The following is a 20,207-nucleotide window of genomic DNA, read 5'->3' as shown; positions in this document are numbered from 1 at the left end:
TTCGTTCGATCCACTGTGCGATTTCTCCGCACAGGTCTCTCACTAAAAATGCAATAACAACCGGAGGGCTGAGTGTCTGATCACATACATATAGGTATTGTTGTCGGAGAAGCCTCCGGAGATATTCTCGGCGCAGCCTTGATGCAAGAGCTGCGCAAACACTTTCCAAACGCAGAATTTTCCGGGATTGGTGGGCCACGTATGCTGGCGCAGGGTTTTCATTCCTATTTTCCACAAGACCGTTTGGCCGTGATGGGGTTGATTGAACCTTTAAAACGACTCCCGGAGTTATTGCGGATACGTAAATTTTTACGCGAACACTTTATTGCCAATCCACCCTCAGTATTTATTGGCGTTGACTCGCCTGACTTTACTATTCCTTTGGAAGCATCCCTTAAAGAAAAAGGAATTAAAACCGTTCATTACGTCAGCCCCTCCGTATGGGCTTGGAGACAAAAACGGATTTTTAAAATTGCAAAAGCAGTAGATTTAATGCTCACACTATTGCCATTTGAGGCGAAGTTTTATCATGAGCACAATGTACCTGTGGAGTTTGTTGGTCATCATCTCGCGGATGAAATTCCACTTGCGGTAGACAAGCTTGCCGCGCGCAAAATATTAGGTTTGCCAGAAGAAGGTCGTATAGTCGCTTTGTTGCCGGGTAGCCGCGCAAGTGAAGTTGAACGCATGGGCGAATTATTCATGCGCACAGCTGTGCACTGTCTGGAACAAGATCCAAGCCTGCAATTTATCATTCCAGCGGCTAGCCCTGATCGCTACCGCCAGCTGCATATAGAATTAAATGATTTTGTGGATTTTCCGATTGAATTGATTAATGGCCATTCCCACGACGCTATAGCAGCGGCGGATGTGGTGTTACTTGCATCGGGAACTGTAGCCTTAGAGGCATTGTTGCTGAAAAAGCCAATGGTTGTTGCTTATATTGTGGCACCTATTAGCTACAGAATTTTATCCTGGTTAGTGAAAACTCCGTGGCTTGCGCTTCCCAATCTGCTCGCACAAAAAACACTTGTGCCTGAGTTGATCCAGCATAAAGCTACACCAGAAGCACTTTGTGCTGAAGTGATGAATTATTTTGAAAATCCCGATGAAGCATCAGCATTGAGCGAAACCTTCATGCAAATGCACGTTGAATTAAAGCGTGACGCTAGCGCACGTGCTGCAGAGGCTGTAGCTCGATTAATCCACAAAAACTAATGTTAGTAGGTGCTTCTGTGTTTGAACCATTTGTCAGTGTTTATCAAGGGGTATTTTTTGCTGGTTGTGATGAGGTAGGGCGAGGCCCCTTAGCTGGCGACGTGGTCGCTGCCGCAGTTATTCTCGATCCTGAAAATCCGATTTTGGGTTTGGATGACTCCAAAAAGCTTACTGAGAAAAAACGCGAGCAATTGTTTGGCGAAATCCAATTGAAAGCAAAAAGTTGGTACATCGCACGTGCGTCAGTGGCGGAGATCGATAGCATCAATATTTTACAAGCCAGTTTATTGGCAATGACTCGCGCAGTACAAGGCCTGCATATTCAGCCGGAGCATGTGTTGGTTGATGGCAATAAATTGCCAAAATGGAAATACACGTCAGAGGCCGTTGTGAAAGGTGATAGTCGGGTCGCAGCGATTAGCGCTGCCTCAATCCTCGCAAAAGTCACGCGTGATCGTGAAATGATTGAGTTGGATAAAGTGTATCCAGGTTATGGCTTTGCTGATCATAAAGGCTATCCGACCAAGGTGCATATGGATGCACTGGATAGATTGGGAATCACACCAATACACCGTACATCCTACGCACCTGTGCGAGCCAAGATCGAACAAATCGCGCTGTTTTAATTTACATCATCTTAAGAAATTATTATGCCTGCTGCTAATTTTGTGCACCTGCGTCTGCATACCGAATTCTCGCTGAGCGATAGCTTGGTGAGAATTAAGTCGTTGGTTAAACGTGTGGCAGAATTAAATATGCCTGCCTGTGCGATCACGGATCAAACGAATTTTTACGGCCTGATAAAATTTTACAAGGCTGCACAAGGTGCGGGTGTAAAACCTATAGCTGGTAGTGATTTTTGGATTGCAAGTAACGACAGTGAAGGTAAGCCTACTCTCATCACTTTATTGGCGATGAATGACAAGGGTTATAAAAATATTATTGAGCTAATCTCGCGCGGCTGGCGACAAGGGCAGCAGCAGGGCGCAGCTTACATTCAGCGCGAATGGATTTGTGAGCACAGTGAAGGTGTTATTGCATTGTCTGGCGGAAAACTGGGTGATGTGGGTATGGCTTTGCTGGGCGGCAGAACACCGCAAGCTGCTGAGTTATTGCAAGAGTGGATGCGCGATTTCCCTGATCGTTTTTATCTGGAGTTGCAGCGCACTGGCAGGGAGAACGATGAAAATCATTTGCACGCGGCAGTCGATTTAGCATCACAATTACATTGTCCGGTAGTGGCAACCAATGACGTGCGCTTTTTAAAAGCGAGCGAATTTGAAGTGCATGAGGCGCGGGTTTGTATCGGTGAAGGGCGCACACTTGATGACCCTCGTCGTGAGCGCCGTTACAGCGATCAACAATATTTACGCTCAGCGGAAGAGATGGCTGAGTTGTTTAGCGATATTCCTGAAGCAATTGCCAATACAGTTGAAATTGCCAAACGCTGCACCATCAATATTCAGATGGGTAAATATTTTTTGCCTGAATATCCGGTTCCCGAAGGTCTTACCGAAGCCGAATTTTTTCGCAAAATCTCCCATGAAGGTTTGGAGTTGCGACTTGAGCGAATTCTGGATAAGTCTGCCGCGAATTACACTGAGCGCCGCAAAGAATACGAAGATCGCTTGAATTTTGAATTGGATATTATTAACCAGATGGGATTCCCTGGTTATTTCCTTATCGTAATGGACTTTATCCAGTGGGCCAAGGATCACGACATTCCTGTAGGCCCGGGGCGGGGATCGGGTGCGGGTTCGCTGGTTGCTTATTCGCTAAAAATTACCGACCTTGATCCACTTGAATACGACTTGCTGTTTGAGCGTTTCTTGAATCCTGAACGTGTTTCCATGCCCGATTTCGATATCGATTTCTGCATGGACAATCGCGATAAAGTTATTTCCTACGTTGCGGATAACTACGGCCGCGATGCGGTTAGCCAGATCATCACTTTCGGTACCATGGCTGCAAAAGCGGTAGTGCGCGATGTGGCGCGAGTGCAAGGGAAATCTTACGGCCTCGCCGATAAACTTTCCAAAATGATTCCTCCCACACCGGGGATGACACTTGCGCAAGCACTACAAGAGGAACCACAGCTCAAAGAATTTATTGAGATAGATGGTGATGCTGGTGAAATCTGGGAGATGGCGGTACAGCTTGAAGGCCTAACGCGTAACGTTGGAAAGCATGCCGGTGGTGTAGTAATTGCGCCAACCAAATTAACTGACTTCTCGCCATTGTATTGCGATGAAACGGGCAGTGGCCTCGTCACTCAATTTGATAAAGGTGACGTAGAAGAAGCGGGCTTGGTGAAGTTCGACTTCCTTGGTTTGCGCACGCTCACGATTATCGATTGGGCGCGCATTATGATTGATAAACAGCGCGTTAAAAAAGGCGAAGCCCCACTCGATATCAGTGCAATTCCACTTGATGATTCAAAAACATTTGGTTTGTTGAAACGCGCAGAAACAACAGCGGTATTCCAGTTGGAATCCCGCGGCATGAAAGATCTGATTAAGCGCTTACAACCAGACAATATTGAAGACCTGATTGCATTGGTGGCACTTTTTCGTCCCGGTCCGTTGGAGTCGGGCATGGTGGATGACTTTATCAACCGTAAGCACGGTCGCGCGCAAGTCGCCTATCCCGATGCAAAATTTCAACATCACACATTAAAACCAGTGTTAGAACCTACCTACGGTGTAATTGTTTACCAGGAACAGGTAATGCAAATTGCGCAGGTACTGGCGGGTTACACCTTGGGCGGCGCGGACATGTTGCGCCGTGCGATGGGTAAGAAAAAACCGGAAGAAATGGCAAAGCAGCGCTCGGTATTTGAAGAGGGCGCAAAAAACCAGGGTGTTGATCCTGAGCTAGCGATTAAAATTTTCGATCTGGTGGAAAAATTTGCGGGTTACGGCTTTAACAAATCCCACTCCGCGGCTTACGCCATTGTTTCTTATCAAACTGCTTGGCTAAAAGCACATTATCCTGCGCATTTTATGGCGGCAACCATGTCATCGGACATGGATAAAACCGATAAGGTAGTTACCTTTATCGAAGAATGTCGCACGATGAAATTAAAGTTGTTACCGCCCGATGTTAACTCCGGTGAATTTCATTTTACGGTTGATGATGCAGGCCGAATTATTTACGGATTGGGCGCGATTAAAGGCTTGGGTGAAGGGCCAGTTGAATCGATTATTGCTGCGCGCAGTGAAGGCGGTCCGTTTAAAGATTTATTCGATTTCTGCGCGCGCGTTGATTCACGCAAAGTAAATAAGCGTGCAATGGAAGCCATTATCCGCTCAGGTGCAGCCGATAATTTGGGGCCAACATTCAATACACCACAACACAATATTGATCACGATCGCGCGGTGATGTTTGCTGCCATGAGTGAGGCGGTAAAAACGGCTGAGCAAGCAACGGCAAATACTAATGCAGGCATGATGGATTTATTTGGTTCTGTGATTGCAAGCGATGATTCGAGCGCAGATGTGTACAGCGATTTCCGTCGTGTTCGCACCTGGACAATGAAAGAGCGCTTGAACTCTGAGAAAGAGACGCTTGGTTTATATCTCACCGGTCACCCGATTGATGAATATGAAAGTGAGTTAACACATTTGGTTAGTTCGCGCATTGCCAACCTGAAGCCGGACAAGGGCACCCAGACAATTTCTGGCCTGGTAATTTCCCAGCGCGTAGTGCGAACCAAGCGCGGCGACAATATGGCAATTTTGACTATTGATGATCGCACTGGACGCATGGATATCACCTTGTTTGCCGAGACCTTCAATAATTCGCGCGATGTATTATCGAAAGATGGCTTGTTGGTGATCAGCGGCCAAGTGCGCTACGACGACTTTAGCGGCATGTTAAAAATGAGTGCCGATAACATCCGCCTGCTGGCTGATGTGCGGCAGGAAAAGGTGCGCGAACTCTGGCTTGAGTTGGAGTCGGGTGCTTTACCCGCGAGTTTTTCACGGGAGCTGGGTGAAATGCTTGATCCTTATCGTCAATCGCCCCAGCAAGATGCTCGTTGTGCCATAGTCGTCGATTACCTGCGTAGCGACTCCCGCGCCCAGTTGCGCTTTGGTAGCGATTGGAATATTCGTCCGGAAGACGAATTGTTGCAGCGTTTGCGCGACAATTACGGCAGTAGCAAGGTTAAGTTGGTCTATTGATGAGTAGGGTGAAAGCCGTCATTTTGCCTCTTGTCAACGGGCAAATCAGGCGGCATATACCCTCATTTTCACTGGAAAAGATCGACTAAACCGCCTATTTCGCGTAAGGTAGCGACCCAATTGTGCCTCCTGCTATTTTGGCTAAAATGTCGCCGAAAGCCAGACTGTTGCACTCACCCTACAAGTCAAAATGGTAGTTTCCTACCCGGATCAAGAGCTAGCTATGAATCTGAATTATCTGGATTTTGAACAGCCCATCGCCGAACTCGAAGGCAAGATTGAAGAATTACAACTGGTTGGCAATAGTTCCGATGTGAACCTTGCCGATGAAGTCGCCAAGTTGCGCGAAAAAAGCACCAAGCTGACCGAAACTATTTACTCCAAGCTGACTGCTTGGGATATCGTAAAAGTTGCCCGTCATCCGTTGCGCCCTTACACCTCGGATTACATTTCGCGCATCTTCACTGAATTTGATGAGCTGCACGGCGACCGTCACTTTGGTGACGACCATGCAATTATTGGTGGTGTAGCGCGTTTGGATGGCAAGCCGGTAATGGTTATTGGCGAAGAGAAAGGCCGCACTGTTCATGAAAAAGTGATGCGCAACTTCGGTATGCCGCGCCCTGAAGGCTATCGCAAAGCCTTGCGTTTGATGGAAATGGCTGAGCGGTTCAAGCTGCCAGTCCTGACTTTGATCGACACTCCCGGTGCATATCCTGGTATCGACTCGGAAGAGCGTGGGATCTCTGAATCTATCGCACAAAATCTCGCCGTGATGTCGCGTTTGCGCACCCCGATTATTTGTACCGTAATTGGTGAAGGTTCGTCCGGCGGCGCTTTGGCGATTGGTGTAGGCGATCATTTGAACATGTTGCAATACTCCACTTATTTCGTTATTTCTCCTGAAGGTTGCGCCAATATTATTTGGAAGACTGTTGCCAAAGCGCCAGAGGCTGCGCAGGCGATGGGTGTTACTTCTAAAATTTTGCAAGAGTTGGGAATTGTTGATGAAACCATTCCTGAGCCATTGGGTGGTGCCCATCGCAATACCGATGAAATGGCGAGAAAGTTACAAGAGCGTTTGGTTGCACAGGTTGATCGCCTGAGCAAAGAGCCGATTGATGCTCTGCTGGAGCGCCGCTACCAGCGCTTGATGAGCTACGGTAATTAAATACGAATAGCATAAAAAAACCGCTGATGAAAATCAGCGGTTTTTTTATGCCTGCGAGTTGTGCATATTAATCGCGATTAAAGATGCTGTCGGAAATATCCCGGAAAATACTGCGGCGACGAGGTTTTTGTCCGCTTTGGACTGCATCGCGTATTTGCTGTTGCGGAATATCTTGCGCCAAGCGAAAGCCAATGGATTTGCGCGATTTGCTTGCCGTAAATGCTATCTGTGAATAAGCGGTAATTGATTCGACATTACTGACAAATGACCCGCCGCGCACCGCGCGTTTTAAACAACTTTGCCTTGCAACTTTATCGGCACAATCATTAATCCATTCGGCAATATTTCCCGCAGTATCGTGAATGCCAAAATCGTTGGGCGGAAAACTACCCACCACACGTGTTTCATTATTTAAAAAACTTCCCCACAAGGATTTACAACCGTAACGGCAGTTTGCCCGCTCGGGTGCGTCATCTTTATTATTGCCCCACCAATAGCTGCCAGTAGTATTGCCGCGTGCGGCATATTCCCATTCGGCGGCAGTGGGCAGGCGATAATTTTTCCCGGTAGTTTTACTCAGCCAGTTAGCGTAGGCAATTGCATCATCCCAGCTGATATTAATAACTGGGCGTTCACCGCGTCCCCAACCCATGTCATCAGGTAAGGCGCGATTGGTTGCCAACGCAAAAAAATCGTATTCATTGAAGGTAATTTCGTAGCGACTAATCAAAAAATCACTTTCGATACTAACCGGCTTGGTTGTATTCTCGTCGGTACTGTTGGCGTTTCCCATTAAAAAATTACCGCCAGCTAATTGCACCATCTCCGGAAGAGGTAATTGAGCTTGGTCAGTTATTTGCACCGCCTTTTGCAAAGCGACATCCAGGATCTGGTTTTTTTCATTTAACCTGATCCATTTGGTTTTGGTTGTATAACCCGGGTGGCTAACTTCAATGTGATAAGCTCCGGACGGAAGCATTATTCCCGGTGCGTATTTTTCTTTAATGTTGAGAATGCGGATGCGCGCACTTGCAGGTGAGGGCGTTACGGTGAATGCCAGTGGTGATTCTTCTTCTGTAGTACTCGTATCCTTAGCTGGCGTCTTTTTATTCCCCATCAAAGTTTCCCAGCGCGATGCTGTATCTGCATTCGATTCGGGAGGCACAATATTATTGGCGATAATGAAAATAAATAGCACGACTATTGAGCTGTAAACCCAGTAACGCTTGTGGCGGTTGTCAGCAAAAATCTCGTGGTTGGATGTATTGCTTGATGCGTCGTTATCAATTAACGGTGCAGACGCTATGCGTGTTGCGATGAGAGTGTGCTGTGAAGCAGGAGCAGAAATGATTGGTTGCTCTTTGGCTTTCGTGTTGAATTTATTCTTTGCTGTTTTGTAATGTCTGGACAACTTGTGAGTGAGTAAGCTTGCGTCTTGTTTAAGCAGAAGCCCTAACGTTTTTAGCCACTGTAGCGATGATGTCTTTCCGGGCGCTCCTCCTAGCAAAAGTGAATTGCCATCGAGTAATTGCAATTCTGTTATTAATTCTTTTGCGCTTTGAAAACGTTGTTCCGGTTTTTTGGCGAGCAATTTATCCAGCACAGGTTGCAGGAAAAATAAATTCGATGGCAACTTAGGCGCTTGTTCATGAATATGCTTTATCCCTAATGCGAGTGAGCTATCGGCATGAAAGGGTTTTTGACCGGTGAGCATTTCAAATAAGACTACACCGAGGCTGTATAAGTCTGCACGGCCATCGCTTTGCTCACCTTTTGCTTGTTCGGGACTCATATAGTTGGGCGTGCCGACTATAGTTCCGACCTGCGTCATATTCACTTTCGATTTGATCGTTCGTGCTATACCAAAATCGGTAAGCACTGGTGAATCATCTTCGCGAAACAGAATATTTTCCGGTTTGATATCACGATGCACATAGCCTTTGCTATGCGCCCACTCCAACGCTGCTGCAATTCCAAGAGTCACTTTGAGTGCGCTCTCGATGTTGATGCCTTTGCGAATTTTTTCTTCCAATGATCCCTTGGGCAAAAACTCCATTGAGATGTAATTTAATTCTTCGTGCCGACCTATGTCGTAGATAGGAATAATATTGGGGTGGGATAACTGCCCGACGATATTAGCTTCGCGTTGGAAACGCTGATGGAATTCCGGGTCTTTATCAAGGGCGGGTTTCATCACCTTCAATGCAACTGTACGCCCGACACTGTGTTGTGTCGCAAGATAAACAGTCGCCATACCGCCGCTGTTAATCTTTTTGATGATGGTGTAGCCAGGAATTTGCATCTTAATCAGTAAGTCATATTTTTTCGGGTAAGCGGGAAGATGATCGTAGGATTGATTTTAACGGAGATTGCTGAATATAAACTGGCTGGGTTGCACAAATCCTTTTGTGCTGCATTCATTTTTTCTCGCGGTGTCTATTTGCTGGCGAGTTAAACTAACACTTGCTTCGAGTGTTAACGGTTTTTCGGGCTGCCGGGTTTACCAAGCGGTTTTTTTCCGGCAGGGCGATTATTGCTGTGCTGCGGTTTACTGGTTTTGCTACCAGTGAGTTCTTTTTTCGCAGATGATCCTGCTGGCTTGGTTGCTGTCTTGCTAGCAGTCGTTTGCGCATTGAATTTTTTTGCGCTTTCAAACTTATCACCAAAGGCTTTTGCTGCAGGTTTACTCGCAGTGCTGGTCGTCTGATTATTGCCGGACTTGCTAGTGAATTTACCTGAACCGGGTTTGCCAGTCGGTTTGCCACCGCGCGCATTGGGGTTGTGTCCTCGTCCGCTAGGGCGTACATCTGCTTTCTCATCCGGGATCAACGCGGAAGCGCTGTTGCCGATTAAGTGTGGCTTGCGCATGCTGCGCAGCGCTTCACGGATAATCGGCCAGTTAGCTGGATCGTGATAACGCAGTAACGCTTTTTGCAAACGACGCTGCTCTAATCCACGCGGAATATTAATCTTGCCACTCTTGTAGGTAAGTTTTTTCAGCGGATTGCGCTCACTCACATACATCGCAGTCGCGAGCGACATGGGCGATGGATAAAAGGTTTGTACCTGATCCACTTCAAAATTATTTTTCTTTAGCCAGAGCGCAAGGTTGAGCATATCCTCATCGCGCGTGCCGGGGTGAGCGGCGATAAAATACGGAATTAAAAATTGTTCCTTGCCTGCTTCTTTCGAGAACTTGTCGAACATACGTTTGAAGTCGTAGTAGCTCGTCATCTTGGGCTTCATCATCTGCGCGAGCACATTATCTTCGGTGTGCTCAGGCGCGATTTTTAAATAACCGCCAACGTGATGCGTGACTAGCTCTTTTACATATTCGGGATCGCGCACGGCTAAGTCATAACGCAAACCTGATGCAATTGAAATCCGGTTTACACCTTTAACTTTGCGCGCAGCGCGATACAAATTCGTTGTATGTTTATGATCGGTAGTCAGGTTTTTGCAAATTGTCGGATGTACGCACGATAAGCGACGGCATTTACTTAGCGTCGGCATATCTTTGCAGGTGAGGCGATACATATTCGCCGTCGGGCCGCCCAAATCAGAAATGTGTCCGGTAAAGCCCGGTACTTTTTCGCGGATATCTTCAATTTCTTTCAGAATTGATTCTTGCGAACGGCTTTGAATAATGCGCCCTTCATGTTCGGTGATTGAACAGAATGTGCAGCCGCCAAAACAGCCGCGCATGATATTCACTGACGTTTTAATCATGTCGTACGCGGGAATTTTTTGTTTGCCGTAAACCGGATGTGGCACGCGCGCGTAAGGCAAATCAAATACACCATCGAGTTCATCGGTTTCCAACGGAATCGGTGGTGGGTTGATCCAAACTTCGCGGTTCTCATGTTTCTGGATCATCGGGCGCGCGTTATACGGATTCGCTTCCTGATGCAAAACCCGCGAGGCGTGTGCATACAAAATCGGATCTTTGCGCACTTTATCGAACGACGGTAAACGCACGTAGACTTTTTCGTTATCAACCAGATCGCTCCGATTTTGCAGTGGCATAGGAATAATGCGAATCGGTTGTGGCTCATTAGGATCGAGCACTTTTTCGCTTTCGATTCCCTGTGCAGGGCAGCCTTGCGTTTTTAATTGATCTGCGGCTTCCGGATTTAATGCAGCAATTTGCTCGGCCATTTTGTCCGGATCGAGCTGGCGTAAACCAATCTGCGAATTGTTGATGTCAGCTTGCGCTGCATCCACAACGGATTTTGAATTGTGTTGATACTCGTAAGGGTTTGGCAGCTTATCGATATTGCCCGGCCAATCGATGCGGGTTGAATCGATTTCCGTCCAGCCAGCAGGCGCTTCTTTTTTGATAACCACTGTGCCGCGAATGCTGGTCATTTCTTTAATGCTTTTTCCTGCCGCCAGCGAATGCGCAATTTCGGCGATGGCGCGCTCGGCGTTGCCGTACAGCAAAATGTCAGCGGTCGCATCGATCAATACCGAACGACGAACTTCATTGCTCCAGTAATCGTATTGCGCAATACGGCGCAAACTGGCCTCGATTCCGCCAAGCACAATCGGCACGTCTTTGTAAGCTTCTTTGCAGCGCTGGCTGTACACAGTCACGGCGCGGTCGGGGCGTTTACCACCTTGGCCGCCGGGAGTGTAGGCGTCGTCCGAGCGCATACGCAGGTCGGCGGTGTAGCGGTTGATCATGGAATCCATGTTGCCCGCACTTACACCAAAAAACAGGTTGGGCTTGCCCAGTGCTTTAAACGGCTCTGCGCTTTTCCAATCGGGCTGGGCAATGATACCCACACGAAAGCCCAGTGATTCCATAAAGCGGCCAATCACCGCCATACCGAAGCTAGGGTGATCCACATAGGCGTCGCCACACACGATGATGATGTCGCAGCTATCCCAACCCAATTTATCCATTTCCTGCCGGCTCATAGGCAGGAAAGGCGCGGGCTTATAGGTCTTCGCCTGCGCGTGGATGTTGGGTTTTGTATAGGAAAACAGGTGTTTGGCGGTGTTGCTCATGCTTGGGTACTGCGCTGGGTAAGAATCAGGCGGCTATTGTCCCAGAAATAGGGGAATGGCAGTAGGCTTTTTTGGGAAATAGCCGCTCGGATTCGTATCGATCTATTGCTGTGAGAACAATCGTGCCAGCGGAATGCTCACTCGCCCGAAGTCCCAAAACTCCTCGACATTGGAATTGATCATAACGGCCACGGCCATATTCTGCGCTGGAATCACCATCAGCCAGCATTGTGAGCCGCGCGATACGCCGCCGTGATTGGTATTGTAGAGTTTTCCTTGTTCGTCTTCGTAATCGGCCCAGCGCCAGCCGAGCGCATAATTATTCTCATTGATGCTGCCATCTTTTAGTGTTTGTGGTTGCCAGAATAACTCGCGAGTGGTTGGCAGGATAAAATCATCATCTAGCCAGGCTGAACCGAGCTTTACCAAGTCGGATGGAGTAGAGATGAAACCTCCGCCCGCGAGGCGGTGGCTCAAGTCAACCGTTTGCCAGCGGCGAAAATTTGGGTAGCGACCATCGTCATTCCAATAAAAATCAGCGAGCCTGCTGCTCCCGTTGGCTTCGTGTTCTGCATCGGTCGCCTTCATATTGAGGGGAGCAAAAATTTCCCTGTGCATCGTTTTCAGATAAGTATCGCCTGCTACCGCTTCCAGAATTGCGCTGAGTAATACTGTGTTAAAGGTGGCGTAGTGAAACTGACTACCTGGCTCAAATAGCAGGTCGCTGCCGTCAAACACCTCTAGTGATTTCTCTACCGATATGTAGCGTTTTTTCAGCGCTGCTAAATGATAAAAGCCCCACCAGTCGCCAGTGTTGTCGATGTAATCGGGTATGCCGCTGGTGTGTGAGGCGAGTTGCCGGGGTGTGAGTTTGCCCCAGCTTTCGTTAGGTAAATTCGCGTGATAGTTCGCGATGGGGTTATCCAAATCGATTCTTCCTGCCTGAACCATTTTAGCGAGCAGTGTTGCTGTTAATGCTTTGGCGGTGCTGCCGGTGCGGAATTGGGTATCTGCAGTTGCCGGTATTTTCTGCTCGATATTGGCCCAGCCTACTGCTCCTGCCCAAACGATCTGTCCATCGATAGCGACTGCTGCCGAAATCGCGGGAGCATGGATATTGGTTTTATGTTGCGTGAGCAAATCCAATGCTGCTTGCGATTGTGGGTGAGCTGCGAAATTCGTCGATTGGGGTGTCGATTCCGGCAAGACAAAATCGGTCGGAAAAAACATAGGGACTTTGCCTTCATAGGCGAAGTATTGGTAGATCGGCCAACTAAACCAAATAAATATAGCGAGAACGCCCGTCGTGATTATTGTTTTGCGAAGCATAGATACACACCTTGTGAGTTGTTTTTAGAACTGGCACAAAGTGGCTAAAACGCGGGTGAAAATCTTATCGAATTCAAAAAAAGCTGATCATTTTTGAAAATGCGCAGCTGTTTTTATGAAACTTATAGTGTTTGAGTGAATTTCATCCTTGTTTGCTGCTGCGGTATGCAGTTGGTGTTTCACCGGTGATATCTTTAAATGCACGATTAAACGGCGCAATTGAACCGTAACCCAAATCAAGCGCTATGGATAACACGGGCAAATCGGATTCTGTGAGGCGTTTACGTGCTTCGGCGACGCGGTAATGATGAAGGAATGCAGCAAAATTGGTGTAGCCCAGATGTTGGTTGATGAGTTTGCGCAAATGATGTTCGGGGCAATGTAATTGTTGTGCGAGCTGTGTAATCGATAACTCCGATTGCAGGTAACCTTGTTCGGCGATGAAATCTTGCAACCGTGCATAAAGTGCGGACCCTGCTGGATTCGCATTCTGTGGCTCGGGATTTTCTGCTGTTAATGAATGAGTGGGTTGCAGGGTAAATGCTGTTTGGTGATTAAAAATCATCAATACCGTTGCGGAGCTGATCACCAGGCACAAGATGGATGTAATCAGCATAAATACATGATTGCGATTCAAACCACTATTGCTCAACTCAACAAGCGCCAGTACCACAAAATACAGTGCTAGCAGTGACACTAACCACGCCCGTGCATGACGCCGCTGCTCAATTAAATCGTCACTCCAGCTGCGCAGCACTGATACGATCAAATGCAGCATCAGGACTAGTCCCACCAAATGATTGAGATCGTGATAAGGACCAAAACCATCCAATACCAGAAAATAATAGCAGTGCCAGAGTGCGAGCAAACCTACAGCGAGCTTACTCCAGCTCGGCCAATGTGAGTTCCGAAAATTGTCATCAAACAGATGCAGGCCATACCACCAAATAAAAAAGGGCGTTGCATCCGTCAGCACTAGCAAGATATTGCGGGTCAGCCCTTCAGGGCGTGGAGAAAAGGGAGCGGTAAGCAACAGGAAGGCAGCAAAACAAATAGGAAGTACGATGGGTGCAATACGCTCAATAGCCGCTAATTTTTGCCCTCGGGATTGCTGCAGAAATAAAATGGCCAGCAAAAATAGCTGGCCGATGCAGGCGTAGCGAATAAAAAAATCAATCGAGGTAAGCATGCTGTCCTTTAGTGCTTATTGTGGCGCTTATGATGATGCTTATTATTGTATGCGCCGCAGTGTATTGATTATTTTGCTTGCTGTTGCAGCAGCGCCTCGTATCCACCTTCATTCACTGCATTTTTAAAACCCATGGCTTGCAGGGTTTGTTGGGCGATACCCGAGCGGTTGCCGGAGCGACAGTAAAGGTGGATGGTCGCATCTTTGTCGGTAGTAACTTCGCTGATGCGCGCAGCGATTTCCTCGTAGGGAATATGGGCGGCACCTTCAAGATGACCAGCGTTAAATTCGTCGGCGGTGCGGACATCAATCCAAATTTCGTTTGCGTGGGCGAGGGTGGACATGATCAACAATAAACCTGTAATGAGTAAGTAATTTAGGCTGCGCAGCATAGCAATCTCCCGTTGAGGTATTCCAGTTTTATAACGTTTATAGCCATCAGAAACAACTACGCCCGCAATGCGGGCGTAGTTGGAGGGGCGTTGGATTTTGGCTCTGGAGCGATTAAGCGCTCGCCAATAATCTGTCGTATTTGCGGCTGAGCATATCGTAGAACTGTTCACGCACTTGCACGATGGTGTTTTTCAGTGCGGTAATTTGCTCCAGCGAAATATCTTTGCGGCCGATGTAAACCTGCTTGCGGTAAACGGCAATCTTGGCGCCGTACAAACGCAGGCTGCGCTCCAGATTCTTCTCACCCAGCATCAACAATTTGGCTTCTGCTTCGGCCAGCTTCTTAAATTCGGCTACCAACTCGGTATTTACCGCATCCAGCTCGATACGGCGCGCCTGCGGCCAGCGGTCGCCGAATTGGATCGACTCCACCACCAGTGACGAATATTTGGCGAAAATGTGGGTAACGGTTCCCACCTGGGTGGATACCTCTTCCAGAATCTGCAGGCGGCGGTTGTCGCGCGCGCTGGTGCCCGGCTGGTTATTCCCTTTGCGCAGCACAATCCACGCAGTAACGGCGGCAATCAAGGCGCCCAAGCCAATTTTCAGGGAAGTGTCAGTTAGTTGTAGAAAAAGCTCGTTATCCATTTGGTAATGCCCCTCTGTCAGAAAAACGGCGGTTTAAATGCGTTGACAGGGGTTTTGCAAAAAATAGGCCAGTGATTGACCTGCGGTGAGGGTAGATGTGTGCCGGTATGCAGTTCAAGACCATCTGAGACATGGATGTCGAAGATGAGCCTCCATGGATGGATTTACGGCGGGTCTTGAACTGCATACCGGCATACATCGGATTAACGCAGAGGTTTAAGCAGTGGCTCCAACCCATTCAAGCGAATTTCATACATCAGCCCAAGCAATTGGCCGAGCTTGCCTTTAGGAAAGCCTTCGCGGCCCATCCACATAAGATAATGTTCGGGGATATCGGCAATTACATGGCCGGCATATTTGCCGTAAGGCATGGGAGTAGTGACCAGCTCTTTTAGCAGCTGCGGATCAAAGGGGAATTCGTCCATGATCAGCCGCCCGCCAACTTCACGGTGAAGCCGCGTTTTTCCAGCTCGGCCTTGAGTTTGTCGCGTTGGTCGCCCTGGATTTCAATCACGCCATCTTTCAACGAGCCACCGACACCGCAGGTAACTTTCAAGGCTTTGGCGAGGTCTTTTAATTTGGCTTCATCGAGCGGGACACCGGTAACTGTGGTCACACCCTTGCCATTGCGCCCAGCGGTCTCGCGGCGGATGCGGACTATGCCATCACCCTGCGGGATGCTCGCAACGGGTTTTTCTTCTTTCACCCGACCGGTTTCGGTGGAATAAACGAGGCGGGAGTTTTTGTCTTTGCTCATGGTGGCAGCTCACAGGAAACAAGCTGCCAATTCTAACCTCGGGCACTGGTAGAATGCGCGCAACTTTTTTCGACAATCTTTCACAGCAGTGAATTTACGGGATCGAACTATGACAGTGAATGGCCAATGGGCGCCGCAATGGCAACCGCTTATCGATGCATTCGCCGCTAATTTCGCGCAGGGTGAGGAGGGCGCGGGTATTGCGCTGGTTCATCGCGGTGAATTGGTGGTGAATGCATGGGCGGGTCAGCGCAGTAATAAGTTGGCTGGGCTTGAACGCGTTGATTGGAGTGAAGACACACTGGTCAATATTTTTTCGGCCGGCAAAGGTATGGTCGCGCTGTGTGTTTTGCAGTTAGTGGCTGCAGGAAAATTGCATCTGGATGAACCAGTCGCGGCTATCTGGCCGGAGTTTGCACAGGCTGACAAAGAAGCAATCACGCTGCGCCAATTGCTGTGTCATCGCGCCGGTATGTCGGCATTTCACCAGCATATTGCGAATGAGCAGATTTTTGACTGGGCGGCGATTACGCAAGCGGCAGCGGCGGAATCTCCCTGGTGGGAGCCGGGCACCGCGCAAGGTTATTCTCCATTTATGTTTGGTTGGATTCTCGGTGAGCTGGTCAAGCGCGCGAGCGGCAGCAATAGTTTTAACGAGTATTTCCAAGCGCATGTGGCCCAGCCGTTGGGAGTGAATTGTCACTTTGGTGTGCCTGATAATTTGCTGGATGCAATTGCTGATACCGGCCCGCTAAAACGTCCGTTGGGTGCTGCTGCCAGTTCAACCGGAGCCGATAGCATCGCGCTGGGGAAATTAATGAAAGCCGATCCGCGTGGCGTCACCAATCGTGCGTTTTCCAATCCCATTAGTTTGATGACCGCCACTAATTCCCATGAATGGCGCCAGGCGCAAATCCCGGCGGCCGGTGCCCATGCAGATGCGCGCGCGTTAGCGACTGTCTATGGCGAACTGGCAAAGGTGGATACAGATTTATTAGCGGCGTCCGCGCTGCCATTGTGCTGGCAAGAACAAACCTTTACCGATGATCGCACTCTCGGACTGCCTTTGCGGATTAGTCACGGATTTATGTTGTCGCAGCACGATCGCGCTGATTGTCGCTACGGTCGCGGTGCGCGCGGGTTTGGCCATCCAGGCGCGGGCGGCTGCCTTGGTTTTGCCGATCCCGACCATCAATTGGGTTTTGGTTACGTGACCCATCGAATGGGGCAGGGCTTATTGATCGACGAGCGTGCTGTGCGTTTGATCGATGCGGCTTATACCGTCCTTAAATAAAAAAGGTGAGCAGGAAAATGTCTGACATTGAAGAACAATTAATTGATGTACAAACCCGCGTTGCCTATCAGGAAGATACGCTGGCGCAATTAAATGATGTGATTACGAAGCAGGACGCCGAGATAGTTCAGCTGAAACAGCAAGTACGTTTGCTGGCCCAACGGTTGGATGAATTGGCGCGCGATCCGGCGCAAGGTGGGGATACAGAAATCACCAATGAACGACCGCCGCATTATTGACGGAGGTAGTTGGCTGATTTTTTATCGAGCTGGCCGGCCATTTTTTTGACGTCTTTGCCCCACAAATTGGCGCATCAATTACCATTAAACAGAATAACACCTGCCAAAGTGCGTATTCAGGCGCAGCTGAAAAATTCTTGTCTACACTGTGAGCTTGATAAGTCTTTTTTGGTATGGGGCTACTTTTCACTATGCAGCACTCCAGTTCAACGAGTGGAACGACAAGCCAATTGTCGGGTGAACTCGCTATCGAAAGCGCGTTGGGTGCGTCCAACATTGCGTCTTGGAACATGGATGTTTTAACCGGAGAGATGAATATCTCTGCGGAGCTATTTGAATTTTTGGCTGACCCTGCTCCTGAATTATCATCCCTTTCTGATTTGATGGCGTTGTTACCAAACGCCGATAAATACCTTTTTCTCCAATCGTTTAATTCCGATCATCTGGATCAAGACACTGACCGGTTGCGTTCATGCGATGTGCGTTTGGTTGGCCTGACGGGCGAACCGCGTGTGCGTTTTGTCGGGCGTTTGCAAGCGGGAGCCGATAAATCTGTTCGTCGTTTCGAAGGTATGGTGATCAGTGTGCGCCACTGGTTGGCAAACACCAGCGATGAGCACGCGCTGCAATTTTTATCCGGCCTGTTTGCCGAAAATCCGATCCCGAGTGTGATCACGGATAAACACGGCATCATTCTGCATATGAATCAGTCGATGGAACGTTTGTTCCATTTAACCCATCGCCAGGCAGAGAGCGCGGCAGGCTTTTATTCAGTGCTGCGCGATAAGCGCGCCAGTTCAGATCCGGAATTAGGGGCTGTGCTACGTGCTGTGTATGATCGTGGGGAAATTCAAACTATTGAGATGAATTACTCGCTGGGTAATATTCATCGCAGCCGTTTTATTTGCGATAAGAATTTATATTTCCGCGCAAGTTTTTTGCCGATCCGCGACCGGCAGGGCAACACTGAACGGGTGTTGATTCAACTGCAGGATTTGTCGCGTGAGAAAAGTGCGCGCGATGCGTTGCAAGAAAGCGAGGCGAGTTACAAAGCGTTTATCACCAATAGCTCGGAGGCCATTTGGTGTTACGACATGCTGCCTGCTGTGCCGGTGCAGTTGGAGTTGGAAGAGCAAGTCAAAAAAATTGCCCGCAGTGCGCGCCTGGTTGAAGCAAACAAAGTCCTGTTAAATATGCTGGGTGCCGACTCGCTGGACGACATATTGGGCATGGGGCTAATGGAAAGCGGCTCAACCAATTATGTGTTCGATATCCATTATTTTATCAATAACAATTACGAAATGATCGACCACGATATAGTGCGACAGGATCATCGCGGCAAAAATTATTATTTCCAGATTTGCTGTACCGGCATAGTGGAAGATGGCTATCTAAAACGTGTGTGGGGCACCACCAAAGATATTACCGCACGCAAACGCTACGAAGAAAAGCTCCGCTACCAATCATTCCATGATTCACTAACGGCATTGCCCAATCGCGAGAAATTATATCTTGATATGGAAACCTGCTTTGAGCAGCGCAGTGCTGATCAAATCAGTGCGCTGTTATTAATTGATCTGGATCGTTTTAAAGAAATTAACGATACCCTTGGTCACAACGTGGGTGATCATTTATTGCAATTGATCGGCCCGCGACTGGCGAATGAAATGTCTGAAGTGCCTGGTACGGTGGCGCGTTTAGGTGGCGATGAATTTGCGGTGTTTTTGCCGCGCATCCGCAGTACGCATCAAGCGGTGGTGTTTGGGCATCGGCTGTTGGATGCGCTCGCACAAGAATTTGATCTGGATGGTTTTACTACACAAATTTCCGCGAGTATCGGGATTGCGATATCACCACAGCAAGCGCAGGATCATCACGCGCTGATGCGCTATGCCGATATTGCCATGTACCACGCAAAAGGGCAGATGTTGGGCTTATCGATTTACAGCCCTGAATATGATCCGCACTCCACTAAACGACTCGCAATTGTGAGTGAGTTGGGGCGTGCGATTCGCGAAAACCAATTGTGTTTGTATTACCAACCCAAAGTATTGCTGAACGAAAAACGCTGTTACGGTTTTGAGGCGTTAATCCGTTGGATTCATCCCGAGTTAGGTTTTGTTCCGCCCGGTGATTTTATTCCTATCGCCGAATTAACCAGTTTGATTCACCAGCTCACTGCCTGGGTATTGGAAAAAGCAATTGAGCAGTGTCGTCGCTGGCAAGACCAAGGTATGTCTTTGAGTATTGCGGTGAATTTATCAGCGCGTAATTTGATGGATGACAATATCACCAAATTGGTGGAGCGATTGCTGACCAAATACCAATTGCCTGCATCGCGACTCGAACTGGAAATTACTGAAAGTTCGATCATGACTGATCCAACGCGCGCGTTGCGTAATCTCGATGCGCTGCACGCATTGGGGGTGCATTTGGCGATTGATGATTTCGGTACGGGGTATTCGTCGCTGGCGTATCTCAAGCGCTTGCCAGTGCAAACCTTGAAGATTGATAACTCGTTTGTGCGCAATATGCTGGAAGATCTGCAGGACGAGTTGATTGTCAATTCCACCATCCATCTTGCGCACAATTTGGGTTTAACTGTGGTAGCCGAAGGCGTAGAAAACGAAGCCTTGCTCGCGCGCTTGAGTGAAATGCGGTGCGATGAGGCGCAGGGATATTTTATTGGTCGGCCGATGGCGGTGATTAATGCGGATGAGTGGATTGTTGAATCCGGGTGGATCAAGCAGACATCTTGATGATGGCCGCTCC

At 48.5% G+C, this 20,207-nt stretch carries 15 protein-coding genes; 7 read left to right on the top strand and 8 right to left on the bottom strand.

The features are described 5' to 3' along the window. Nucleotides 1-72 precede the first annotated feature (72 nt). From lpxB to AAGC78_RS08500, 4 genes are all read left to right on the top strand, one after another. A complete protein-coding gene (lpxB, locus tag AAGC78_RS08515) occupies nucleotides 73-1,218 on the top strand; it encodes a lipid-A-disaccharide synthase (RefSeq protein WP_435783636.1) in 1,146 nt (381 codons plus the stop codon). Continuing rightward, nucleotides 1,218-1,844, top strand: coding sequence for a ribonuclease HII (rnhB, locus tag AAGC78_RS08510; protein WP_435783635.1), 627 nt, complete (start codon nucleotides 1,218-1,220; stop codon nucleotides 1,842-1,844). The genes lpxB and rnhB overlap by 1 nt, the downstream gene beginning before the upstream one ends. 24 nt (nucleotides 1,845-1,868) lie before the next feature. Further along, nucleotides 1,869-5,402, top strand: coding sequence for a DNA polymerase III subunit alpha (dnaE, locus tag AAGC78_RS08505; RefSeq protein WP_435783634.1), 3,534 nt, complete (start codon nucleotides 1,869-1,871; stop codon nucleotides 5,400-5,402). Between the two features lie 223 nt (nucleotides 5,403-5,625). Beyond that, nucleotides 5,626-6,573 carry an acetyl-CoA carboxylase carboxyltransferase subunit alpha gene (locus AAGC78_RS08500; protein WP_435783633.1) on the top strand — a complete coding sequence of 316 codons (948 nt, stop codon included), beginning with the start codon at nucleotides 5,626-5,628 and terminating at the stop codon, nucleotides 6,571-6,573. 67 nt (nucleotides 6,574-6,640) lie between these two features. Here AAGC78_RS08500 and AAGC78_RS08495 read toward each other — a convergent pair whose 3' ends face one another. The 8 genes from AAGC78_RS08495 to yciH all read right to left on the bottom strand — a co-directional run bounded on the left by AAGC78_RS08495 (nucleotide 6,641) and on the right by yciH (nucleotide 15,902). Further along, a complete protein-coding gene (locus AAGC78_RS08495) occupies nucleotides 6,641-8,875 on the bottom strand; it encodes a bifunctional serine/threonine-protein kinase/formylglycine-generating enzyme family protein (RefSeq protein ID WP_435783632.1) in 2,235 nt (744 codons plus the stop codon). A 173-nt stretch (nucleotides 8,876-9,048) separates the two neighbouring features. Next, a complete protein-coding gene (locus AAGC78_RS08490) occupies nucleotides 9,049-11,586 on the bottom strand; it encodes a YgiQ family radical SAM protein (protein WP_435783631.1) in 2,538 nt (845 codons plus the stop codon). 102 nt (nucleotides 11,587-11,688) lie between these two features. After that, nucleotides 11,689-12,915 (bottom strand): serine hydrolase domain-containing protein, encoded by a 1,227-nt coding sequence (locus AAGC78_RS08485; RefSeq protein ID WP_435783630.1) that lies wholly within the window; start codon nucleotides 12,913-12,915, stop codon nucleotides 11,689-11,691. A 142-nt stretch (nucleotides 12,916-13,057) separates the two neighbouring features. Further along, the gene (locus AAGC78_RS08480) at nucleotides 13,058-14,104 is read right to left on the bottom strand and encodes a helix-turn-helix transcriptional regulator (RefSeq protein ID WP_435783629.1); all 1,047 of its coding nucleotides are present in this window, start codon (nucleotides 14,102-14,104) and stop codon (nucleotides 13,058-13,060) included. Between the two features lie 68 nt (nucleotides 14,105-14,172). After that, entirely contained in the window at nucleotides 14,173-14,496 is a 324-nt protein-coding gene (locus AAGC78_RS08475; protein WP_435783628.1) for a rhodanese-like domain-containing protein, read from the bottom strand. A 112-nt stretch (nucleotides 14,497-14,608) separates the two neighbouring features. Then, nucleotides 14,609-15,145, bottom strand: a complete 537-nt coding sequence (locus AAGC78_RS08470; RefSeq protein WP_435783627.1) for an energy transducer TonB — start codon at nucleotides 15,143-15,145, stop codon at nucleotides 14,609-14,611. Between the two features lie 203 nt (nucleotides 15,146-15,348). Continuing rightward, nucleotides 15,349-15,570, bottom strand: coding sequence for a DUF3820 family protein (locus AAGC78_RS08465; protein WP_049629270.1), 222 nt, complete (start codon nucleotides 15,568-15,570; stop codon nucleotides 15,349-15,351). A 2-nt stretch (nucleotides 15,571-15,572) separates the two neighbouring features. Continuing rightward, nucleotides 15,573-15,902, bottom strand: a complete 330-nt coding sequence (yciH, locus tag AAGC78_RS08460) for a stress response translation initiation inhibitor YciH (RefSeq protein ID WP_435783626.1) — start codon at nucleotides 15,900-15,902, stop codon at nucleotides 15,573-15,575. 109 nt (nucleotides 15,903-16,011) lie between these two features. On the opposite strand from yciH, the gene AAGC78_RS08455 reads away from it, so the two are divergent. The 3 genes from AAGC78_RS08455 to AAGC78_RS08445 all read left to right on the top strand — a co-directional run bounded on the left by AAGC78_RS08455 (nucleotide 16,012) and on the right by AAGC78_RS08445 (nucleotide 20,194). Beyond that, nucleotides 16,012-17,196: a serine hydrolase domain-containing protein gene (locus tag AAGC78_RS08455; RefSeq protein ID WP_435783625.1), complete on the top strand. Its 1,185-nt coding sequence runs from the start codon at nucleotides 16,012-16,014 to the stop codon at nucleotides 17,194-17,196. 17 nt (nucleotides 17,197-17,213) lie between these two features. Next, nucleotides 17,214-17,435: a SlyX family protein gene (locus AAGC78_RS08450; RefSeq protein ID WP_435783624.1), complete on the top strand. Its 222-nt coding sequence runs from the start codon at nucleotides 17,214-17,216 to the stop codon at nucleotides 17,433-17,435. A 191-nt stretch (nucleotides 17,436-17,626) separates the two neighbouring features. Further along, nucleotides 17,627-20,194, top strand: coding sequence for an EAL domain-containing protein (locus AAGC78_RS08445; protein ID WP_435783623.1), 2,568 nt, complete (start codon nucleotides 17,627-17,629; stop codon nucleotides 20,192-20,194). The last annotated feature ends 13 nt before the right edge of the window (nucleotides 20,195-20,207 follow it).

It is taken from the genome of Cellvibrio sp. (genome assembly GCF_039207905.1).
GTDB lineage: Bacteria > Pseudomonadota > Gammaproteobacteria > Pseudomonadales > Cellvibrionaceae > Cellvibrio.
Note: the sequence above shows the minus strand (reverse complement) of the source record. Positions and strands in the feature narration are given on the sequence as shown.